This window comes from Haloarchaeobius amylolyticus (genome assembly GCF_026616195.1).
GTDB lineage: Archaea > Halobacteriota > Halobacteria > Halobacteriales > Natrialbaceae > Haloarchaeobius > Haloarchaeobius amylolyticus.
Map to the genome: position 1 here is coordinate 121,836 of NZ_JANHDH010000003.1, position 11,105 is coordinate 132,940.

2 protein-coding genes are annotated in these 11,105 nt (G+C 67.2%); one reads left to right on the forward strand and one right to left on the reverse strand.

Features of this window, described 5'->3' with window-relative positions:
• Positions 1-137: 137 nt before the first annotated feature.
• A complete protein-coding gene (locus NOV86_RS18390; protein ID WP_267643231.1) occupies positions 138-10,310 on the forward strand; it encodes a cadherin-like domain-containing protein in 10,173 nt (3,390 codons plus the stop codon).
• A 179-nt stretch (positions 10,311-10,489) separates the two neighbouring features.
• Here NOV86_RS18390 and NOV86_RS18395 read toward each other — a convergent pair whose 3' ends face one another.
• Complete coding sequence (locus NOV86_RS18395; protein ID WP_267643232.1) at positions 10,490-11,104, reverse strand: hypothetical protein; 615 nt, start codon at positions 11,102-11,104, stop codon at positions 10,490-10,492.
• Between the last annotated feature and the right edge of the window lies 1 nt (position 11,105).

Below are 11,105 nucleotides of genomic sequence, written 5' to 3' on the forward strand. Positions count from 1 at the left end.
TTCAGGAAGTGGAATCCGTTTCACGTCCTGAAACGGCGTTCAGACCTCGTTACACGGCCGATAGATGCATATTTAATGTCTCCACCTGTTGCATACTTATCAACATGGGGAGCACTTCGATTCGACGGCGGACAGATGTGGGTACGCGGGTGACGACACTCGGGGTCGTTCTCATCGTCGTCCTCTCGGGTGTCGTCGCACCGGTCGGCGCCGCCCAGACGATGGAACCCGCGGTGGGAGACTCGGCGATCACTGGGTCAGTAGCGGGAGATGGACTGGAAACCAGTGCCGCACACGGTAGCACTGGGGCACAGGTCGGGACAGGCGCCTCCTCGACGTGGGAGTCACTCGGGGCAGGCGACTGGTCGACAGCCGGTCGCGACCCGGGCTGGTCCGGCGACAACCCGAACACGACGGCGCCCACGACCGATCCCGACGTCCGCTGGCTGTACGAGTTCCAGGACGACGTCGGCACCGGACCGGTCGTCGTCGCCGATGGCCTGGTCCTGATACCCGGCCGGGACAGCCTCCGTGCGGTGGACAACGAGACCGGCGCCGTGGTCTGGAACGTCTCTGGCATCGATACCGAAGCGGTGTCTGTCGCCGATGGACTGGTCGTGGTCGACAGCGGTTACGACGGCATCTTCGTCTTCGACCTCGCGACGGGCACCGAACAGTGGAACGTCTCGTCCGTCGACGTCGACTCGAGCGTCGTCCTGAACGGCACGGTGTACGTCGATGGGGGAACCTACACGGGGCAGCGCATCTACGCGTACGACCTCGCGACCGGGAACGCACTGTGGAACACGGAATACGCCGATTCCGCGGGTGGTGGGTTCACCGCGAGCGGAAACACCGTCTACGCCACGGCACAGTTCGGGAGCGATGCACGTGAGTACGCGGTCTACGCCCTGAACGCCAGCGACGGCTCCGAACGCTGGCGGTTCGCCATCGAAGGCCAGATTCGTATGCGTCCGGTCGTCGCCGATGGCTCCGTGTTCGTCGGCGGCGGCAGTGACGTGTACGACCCGAAGTTCATTCGCCTTGATGCCACCGATGGCCATGTCGAGTGGATCTTCGACGTGAACGCCAGACCCGCGGGGGCAGCCGTCGCGAACGGGTCGGTCTTCCTCGCCGCGGGCAACACGGTCTACGGCCTCGATGCAGGTTCTGGGACGATGCAGTGGAAACACCGCCTTGCGACCGGCGTCGAGTACGGGCTCAGCTACACGAACGTCGATACGAATCCGCCAGCCGTCGCCGACGACGTGGTGTACGTCACGAACGACCGGGGAAGCATGGTTGCGCTGGATAGCGTGACCGGTACGGCGCTCTGGCGCGACCAGCTCGCCGGGCAAGCCGTGCGACCGGCAGTCGCCGATGGCCGTCTCTACGTGCTCGCCAGACAGACGGCCGGGTCGGGCACGGACACGACCAGGGTGTACGCACTGGAGTCGTCGCCCTTCTCGGTCAGCGGACTCACCGTCTCGAAGACGACCGTCGCGCCGGGCGAGCAGTTCACCGTCGACGTGACGGTCGAGAACGTCGACGATACAGCCCGGGACTACAACCTGTCGCTGCAGGCGGCCGGGCCCTTCCCGGGCGACAACTGGACCCTCGGGTGGCAGAACGGCACCCTCGCCGCGGGCGCGACGACCACGCTGACCTACACGACACAGCTCCACAGCGCCGATTCCTGGGCGCTCACGGTCAAGCGGCTCCGCGACGACGAACCGACCACCGCCTCGGTGACGGTCGACGTGGTCCACGCGAATCCGGTGGACACGTGGCGGATGGGCGGCTTCGACGCGGCGCGAACCGACGCCAACCCGAACACCGACGGGCCCACCCAGCACTACCAGGAGGCCTGGAACAGCAGTACCTACGCCGAGGACACGACGCCGGCCATCGCGAACGACACGGCCTACCTCGTCCGTGACCAGTCGCGGTACAACGGTCAGCCAGACATCCACACCGTCAGCGCCCACGACCTGGGGACCGGAACCGAACACTGGTCGTACAACTTCACGGCGGACAACCGGGTCCCGGCAGGCTCGCCGGCGGTCGTCGACGGCACCGTCTACGTCGTCACGACCCCCTACAAGTTCCTCGACAGCGGCCCGGCCATCGTGGACGGGTCCGTCTACGCGTTCGATGCCGAGACCGGCTCGAAGGTGTGGCAGACGGGCGTCAGCATCAACATCAGTACGTATCGCGACCACGGGCCGGTCGTCGCCGACGGCCGGGTCTACCTCGCGGGCGCGATCTACGAGCAGAACGATAACTACGAGAACGCCTCTGTCGTCGCCCTGAACGCGGTCGACGGGAGCTACGCGTGGTCGTACCACCTCGGGGACCGGTACCGCGACGAGCAGTACGTCACCTACGCTGTCGGCGACGGCTACCTGTTCGCGACGGTCACGGACGAAGGGGAGATCAGCGACTACGACGAGGAACTCCACGTATTCGACGCCGCGACGGGCGCGCGCGTCTGGTCGACCACCGGATTGGTCCTCGACCTTGGCGAGACACCGGTCGTCGCTGACGGCACGGTCTTCGTCGTGAACGATTCGCGGAACGCGGACGGCGAACTCGCCCAGGAACTCGTCGCACTGAACGTCACCACCGGTGCAGAGGCGTGGCGCTTCGCACCGACGCCGATTCCGTCCAGCTACGACACGATCGACGACGCATGGCGGGTCAGGACGCCCGCCGTCCACGACGGCTCGCTGTACGTCAGGCAGGTCGCCTCCTCCAACATGGACTACGACCGCCTCTACCGCGTCGACGTGGGGACCGGCGTGGCCGCATGGAACGTGAGCACGAACTACCTCTCGCGCATCCAGATCGCAGACGGCATCGTCTACGGCGGAGAGACGACGTTCGACCCCGGCTACACCCGCATCTACGACGCCGAGACCGGTGCGTACCTCGGCGACACCGAGAAGGGTATCTCCCGGTCGGTCGCGAACGGGACGCTGTTCGTCTTCGACGACTGGTCGGGCAAACTCCGGGCGCTCGTCGACGGCGGCGTCATCGAGTACTCGAACCTCGCGGTGGCGTCCCCGACCGTCGGGGTCGACGAGAACGCGACGGTCACTGCGACGGTGACGAACACCGGCTCGCTCACCCGGAAGTACGACGTGAACATCGGCGTCCTCCCGAACGACGACAACTACGTCTATAATTACACGAACCGCGAGGGAACACTCGCCCCGGGAGAGAGCACGACGGTCACCTGGACGGTGAACCTGCGGGCTCGCGGTGATTTCGTCTTCACGCTGCGGCCGTCGAACGACGGCTCGGAGCTGGATAGCTACATGATTGACCGGACGAACACGGTGATGGTGAACGTGGGCGACGCCCGGGACGACCAGGTCGTCCCACTCGGTGAGCCGCGGACGCTCGCCCCGGGTTCCGACGCCTGGCCGACCCACGGGCGCGACGCCCGGAACACCGGCAACCAGACCGGGACCGCCCCGACGACCGTCCTCGCCGACCCCGTGAACTGGTCGGTGAACCACAGCAGCTACGAGGGGCTGAACTCGCCCCCGACGGTCGGCGACGGAACCGTGTTCGTCGGCGGCCGCGACGGAGCTGGCACCCGGTCGGTGCTCGCCTACGACGCCGCGACCGGTGCGGAACGGTGGAGCTACGCCACGGATGCGGAACTCGGCGCCGCGCCGACGTACGCCAGTGGCGTCGTCTACGCCGGACAGAACTACGGCAGGATTCACGCCCTGAACGCCTCGACGGGCGAGCGATTCTGGACCTTCGACGCCGGCGGCTCCCTCGGTGGATTGACCCTGGCCGACGACACGCTGTACGTCACCGCGGACGATGGTAGCGGCGTCCTCTACGCACTGAACGCGACGACCCGGGAGGTCATGTGGACGTTCCGGACGGCCGATGAGATGCCGGTCACGCCCGCGGTCGACGGCGGATCGGTCTACGTCGCCACCGACGCCGGGACCCTGTACAGTCTGGACGCGAGCACCGGCACGGAGCAGTGGTCGACGACGCTCACCGCGAGCTCGAACTACTTCGTCTCCTCGCCGGTCCTCGCAGATGGCACCGTGTACATCGCCGACGGCTCCGAGATGCACGCTGTCGACGCTACGAGCGGCAGCATCTCCTGGACCGCACCTGCGACGTTCGACGGCTACACGGGCGTCTCACCGGCACTGGCGAACGGCACGCTCTACTTCGGCGGCGCGGGCACGCTCAGCGCGCTCGACGCTTCCGGGGCGGGCTACGTCTGGAACTACAGCGTCTGCGCCGACCTCGACCCCTCGCCCGCGGTCGCGGACGGAACCGTCTACGTCGGCTCTCGCGGCGGTGACGTCCTCGCGGTCGACGCCACCGAGGGCGACCTGACCTGGCGGTTCGCGGCCGGGACCGAGGTCCCGTTCCAGTCCACGGTCGCCGACGGCCGACTGTTCGTCGCCAGCCTGAACGACAGTTCGGACGTCCACACCCTGTACGCACTCGACGGCGGCACGACCGCCACCGAGCCGACGCTGTTCGAGTACTCCGGTCTCTCGGTCTCCGCGGCGAACGTCTCGGTGGGCGAACAGCTCACCGTCTCCGCGACCGTCCGGAACCTCGCCGAGGACTCCTGTACGTACACGACGGACTTCGCGGTCGACGGGAACGTCGTCGACAACGCCACCGGAACGCTCGGTTCAAGCTACTACAACGACGAGGACACGGTCTCGTTCACCCACACCTTCGCCACGGAGGGCACGCACTCCGTCACCATCGCGGACCTGCCTCCGGTCGACGTGAACGTCACGCCCGCCCAGCCCGACGTCACGGTCTCGCCGTCGAGCTGGGATTACGGCACGGTTAACGTCAGCGAGTGGGTCCGCAAGGACTTCCTCGTGCGGAACGAGGGGACCGCGAACCTCGACTGGCAGGACTCGGTGCTCGTCGGCGCGAACGCCAGCGAGTTCTCCATCACGACCGACCAGTCGGAGACCTACGCCTACCTCTCGCCCGGCAGTTCGGGCTGGGTCTCGGTCTACATCGCCCCGCAGGCGACGGGCGTGAAGAACGCGGTCCTCCAGATACGGAGCGACGACCCCGACGAACCGCGGTACAACGTCTCGCTCACGGGTACCGTCGTCGGGCCACCGGAGGTCACCGTCTCGCCGACGAGCTACGACTTCGGCGACGTCGGGGTCGGGACCAGCGCGACGGCGAACGTCACCGTCACGAACGACGGCGGGTCGCCGCTCTCGTTCGACGGGGCGCAGGTCACCGGGAACGACGCGGCCGCCTACACCGTGACCAGTGGCGCTGGAGCGACGACCATCCCGGCCGGCGGGACCCACGAGGTGAGCGTCGAGTTCGAACCGACCGCGGCCGAGGCCACGGCCGCGACGCTCGAACTCGCCACGAACGACTCCGACGAGTCCACGGTCTCGGTCGGCCTCTCGGGCGTCGGGACGGTGACTTCGGTGAACCGTGCCCCCATCGCAGCCACCGACCACTACACCACGCTCGAAGGCGAGTGGCTGAACGTGAGCGCGCCGGGCGTCCTCGCGAACGACCACGACCCGGACAACGACTCGATCAGTGCGTCGAACGTCTACCAGCCGGGCAACGGGACGGTGTCGTTGACGACGGCTGGCGACTTCCGCTACCAGCCAGATGCGGGGTTCACCGGGACCGACTCGTTCCGGTACCGCATCCAGGACAGCGAGGGTGCGTACTCCGGCTTCGCCACCGTGACTATCGAGGTCCGGCCCGACCCCAACCGCGCCCCGGAGGCAATCGGTGAGACCTACTCGGTCCACGCCGGCGACTGGTTGAACGTGAGCGCACCGGGCGTCCTGACGAACGACTACGACCCGGACAACGACTCCATCAGGGCGGCCAACACCTACCAGCCAGGCAATGGGACGCTGTCGCTGACCACTGCTGGCGACTTCCGCTATCAGCCCGACTCGGGCTTCACAGGGACGGACTCGTTCCGCTACCGCATCCAGGACGAACACGGCGCGTACTCTAGCTTCGCCACGGTCACCATCGAAGTGCTCGAACCACGGAACCGCGCGCCGACCGCGGTCGACGATCACTACTCGACCGCCGAAGGAGAGTGGCTGAACGTCAGTGCGCCGGGTGTTCTCGCGAACGACTACGACCCGGACAACGACTCCTTCAGGGCGACGAACACCTACCAGCCGAGTCACGGCACGCTGTCGCTGACGACGGCCGGTGACTTCCGCTACCAGCCCGATGCCGGGTTCACCGGGACGGACTCGTTCCGCTACCGCATCCAGGACGCAAACGGTGCGTACTCCGGGTTCGGAACCGTCACCATCGAGGTCACGGCCGACAACCGACCGCCAACCGTCGTCCCGGACCACTACGGGACGGTCCAGGGCCAGTGGCTGAACATCAGTGCGCCGGGTGTCCTCGCGAACGACTACGACCCGGACAACGACTCCATCAGGGCGACGAACACCTACCAGCCGAACAATGGGACGCTCTCGCTGACGACGGCGGGAGACTTCCGCTACCAGCCCGACGCGAACTTCACGGGAACGGACTCGTTCCGCTACCGCATCCAGGACGCCGACGGCGCCTACTCCGGGTTCGACACCGTGACCATCGAGGTTATCGATTCCACCGGAACGGCCCCCGTAGCCATCCCGGACACCTACACCGTCTCTCAGGGCGACTGGTTGAACGTGAGTGCGCCGGGCGTACTCGCGAACGACCTCGACCCGAACGGGGACGCGATCAGTGCGTCGAACGTCTACCAGCCGGGCAACGGGACGGTGTCGCTGACGACGGCTGGTGACTTCCGCTACCAGCCCGACCCAGGCTTCACCGGGACGGATACGTTCCGGTACAGCATCCAGGACGCGAACGGGGAGTACTCCGGCTTCGCGACGGTCACCATCGAGGTCCTGCCGGACCCGAACCGGGCACCGGTCGTCGTCGCCGATAGCTACTCGACTGCGGCGGGCGAGTGGCTCAACATCAGTGCGCCTGGCGTGCTTGCAAACGACTACGACCCGGACAACGACTCCGTCAGGGCGACGAACACGTACCAGCCGAGTCACGGCACGCTGTCGCTGACGACGGCTGGAGACTTCCGCTACCAGCCCGACGACGGCTTCTCCGGCATCGACTCGTTCCGGTATCGCATCCAGGACGCAAACGGCGCCTACTCCGGGTTCGGGACCGTCACCATCGAGGTCACCCCGGACGCGAACCGGGCGCCGGAACCCGTCGACGACCACTACACGACCCGCGAAGGCGAATGGCTGAACGTGAGTGCGCCGGGCGTGCTCGCCAACGACGGCGACCCGGACAACGACTCGATACGGGCAACCAACGTGGGCACCCCAAGCAACGGGACGGTGTCGCTGACGACGGCAGGTGACTTCCGCTACCAGCCCGCCCCCGGCTTCACCGGCACCGACTCGTTCATCTACCGTATCCAGGACAGCGAAGGTGCCTACTCCGGCTTCGCGACGGTCACGGTCGAGGTCCTGCCGGACCCCAACCGTGCGCCCACGCCGGTCGCCGACGAGTACGTCGTCACTGCGGGTGAGACGCTCCTCGTGGCGACGCCCGGTGTCCTCGCGAACGACTACGACGCGGACAACGACTCCATCAGGGCGACGAACACCTACCAGCCGAGCAACGGCTCGCTCTCGCTGACGACCGCCGGGAACTTCGAGTACACCCCAGACGCGGGATTCACGGGCATCGACAGTTTCACCTACCGCATCCAGGACGAACACGGCGCGTACTCCGGGTTCGCCCCGGTCACGATCACCGTCGTCCCGGACTCGGTGACCGGCCCGGCCGACATCTCGGTCGCCCCCGACAGCGTCGACTTCGGGGCTCTGCCCGCCGGCACGACCGAGACGGCGACGGTCACCGTCGCCAACGTCGGCGACGAGAACCTCTCGGTCACCGGCGCGACGCTCTCCGGACCAGACGCAGACGGGTACGAGATCACGGCAGGCAACACGACGGTCGTCCTCGGACACGGCTCGTCACACACCATCACGGTCGCGTACACGCCGACCCGCACCGGCACGGCCGACGCGACCCTGACGGTGTCCTCGAACGACTCCGACGATTCGACGGTCACCATCTCGCTCACGGGCGAGGGCACTGACGACAGCGCGCCCAGCATCGACGATATCGACGTGACCGGCACCCACACCAGCGGGCCCACGGTCTACTCGAACGGGGCCGTGGACATCGCAGTGAACGTTTCCGACAGCTACAGTGCCGTCTCCGCGGTCAGCGTCACGCTGGACTCGCAGTTCTCCAGCTACCGGGTGACGCGTGCCGCCACCTACGACGCTGGCTCTGGCAACTGGACCGTAACCGTCCCTGCCAGCGACATCGTCGACGACGGCCGGTACGACGTGCTCGCGACCGCGACCGATAGTCAGGGGAACCGGGCCACGAAGACCGCGGCCGCAGCGGTCCGCATCGACCGAGAAGCACCCGACCTCGCCGTGACCGCGACTCGCCTCGACGCGACCACCGCGAACGTGACCGTCCGGCCCGATGAACCGATCCGGACCGGCTCGCTCTCGGCCGAGGTGGAACGGCCCGACGGCACGGTCGTCTCGGTCGCCCTGAGCGACGAGGGAAGCCACTGGAACGGCACCATCTCTCTCCCGGTCGACGGTCAGTACGCGGTCGACGCGACCGCAACCGACCGCGCTGGCAACACGGGGTCCGACGGGGTGAACGCCCTGTTCGCGACGCCCAGCACGGACGCGAACAACACCATGACGGTGCAGTTCCAGCCCTCCGGCCTGTTCGTCGAGTTCCGGACCAACCGCTCCGTCAACGACACGTCGGTCACCATCACGGAGAGCACGGTCGCGCTCGAACCGCTCGTCCGTGGCCAGACCGGCGTGAGCTTCCTGAACGCAGCCCTTGGCCAGCGCCTCTCAGACAACCTCACCTCTGCGACTATCGGTATCCCGGTCGACCCGGCCCTGCTCCCGAACGGGACGAACGAATCCGACGTGACCATCCGGTACTACAACGAGACGACCCAGTCCTGGGAGTACGAACAGACCACCGTCGAGAACCGGACGGTCAACGGTGCGACCGAGCGGTACTGGATCGCCACTGTCTACCACTTCTCGACCTACGGGGCGGTGCTCGCTGACGTCACCCCGCCGACGGTGACCGCGACGACCCCGGCCGACGGCGACGAACTCGCGGCCGGGACGAGTGCCACCACGCTCCGGGTCGACTACGAGGACGCGGCCAGTGGGGTGAACGCCAGCCGCGTCAGCGTGCTCTTCGACGATACCCTCGTCACGCGGTCGGCCGCGACCACCGTCACGAGCGACTACGTCGAGTTCGCGGCCACCGGCCTCGCCGACGGCTCCAGTCACGAACTGGCGGTCACCGTCGAGGACGAGGCGGGCAACGCCCACACCGAGACGGTCTCGTTCACCGTGGCGACGGCGAACACCGGCGGCGGAAGCGGCGGCAGTGGTGGAAGCGACGATGACGGCGGTAACACTGGAGGCGGCACCGACGACGGCAGTGGCGCAGGTGACAGTGGCGGCGACGGCGGGACGCAATCGCCCGCGACGACGCCGTCCATCACGGCCACGCAGGGTACCGACGGGGACGTCCTCATCCAGGTCCGAAACGCCAGTGCGATGCAGTCGCTCTCCACCGGCGTCGAGAACGGGGAACTCGGCACGACCGGTGTCGCTGTCGACCGGCTCACCGTCACGTTCCGCGACGACGGCGACTACGACCTCACGATCTCGGGCGGCCGGCTCACGGCCGACTCGACCCTGCCCGAATCCGTGGAACAACTGGCGACCATCGCGGTCACCGGCGCAGCCGCTGACGACGACGTGGTGAACGCGACGGTCCGGTTCAGTGTGGCACGCGAAGCCCTCGATGGACGCGATGCAACCAGCGATGACGTGGTGCTCTATCGCCTCGTCGACGGGAGCTGGACGCAGACCGACCACACGCTGGTCTCCGAGACCCGCGACGTGATCGTGTTCGAGACCACCGCACCCGGCTTCGCGACGTTCGTGGTCGGGACGCCCGCGGTGCAACCGGGGACGACGCCGACGGAGACGACGGACCGACCGACGCAGGTGACGACCACCTCGACGGCTGATGGCTCGGCACAGCCCACCGGTGACGACGGGACAGCACAGGGGACCGACCCCGCAACGACCGAGCAACCCCAGACCAGTATTCCCGGCTTCGGACCGGGTGCTGCACTGGTCGCGCTCGTCGCAATGGCTGGCCTGCTCGGACGGCGTCGGAACCGCGACTGACCGCGAACGAAGCGCCTGAACCGGCAGCCTCGGTTCAGTCTCCCTCGCCGACTGACCTGCCGGTCGGTCGTGGGTGGAAAAGACTGTCTCTGCTATCTCGACCCAACACAGGATTGCAGTTCGAATCGAATACTGCGAGTGGAAACGCGTAGTGGAAAGAAAATCGGTCGAAAACTGGCTCAGCCGAGCGGCCCCGGAAGTCCGAGTTCCTCGCCGATATCCCAGTGCTCGGTGTAGTCCGCGGGGTCACCGGGTGCGACTACCAGCACGGTCCCGTCGTCGAGTTCCTCGACGCGGCGCGCCGGCAGGTCGAACAGAGTCTCCTTCCCGTACTCGTCGACGAGGTCTGGTGTGACGAACATGACCCACGCGGAGTCGGTGAACTCGTGGGGGCGCTCCCCGACGAGCGGTCCCACCTCGTCCTCGTCGAAGATACAGGCAGCCTGGTTCACGTCGAGGCCGTATCCCAGCGCCGGCCGGCTGGGGAGGTGCTCGTAGATGGTCACGAGCAGGTCGACGTAGGCGTCCCTGCCCTCGCTCTCGTCGTAGAAGACGCCGCCTTTGCTGCGCCGGAGCACGATACAGGGTACGTTCTCCGGGGTGATGGAGACGTTACTGTCGAGTGTCGGCGCGTAGACACCGAACGAGATATCCTCGTCAGCCGCGGTCGTGATTCGCCGCTCGGAGATCCGCTCCGTTAGGTCTGGCGACTCTCGAACCGCCTCGAACAGGTCATCGTGCATCGCCGTCGCGTCCCCGTCGGGGTAGGCGAAGACGCCGTATATCCAACTCATC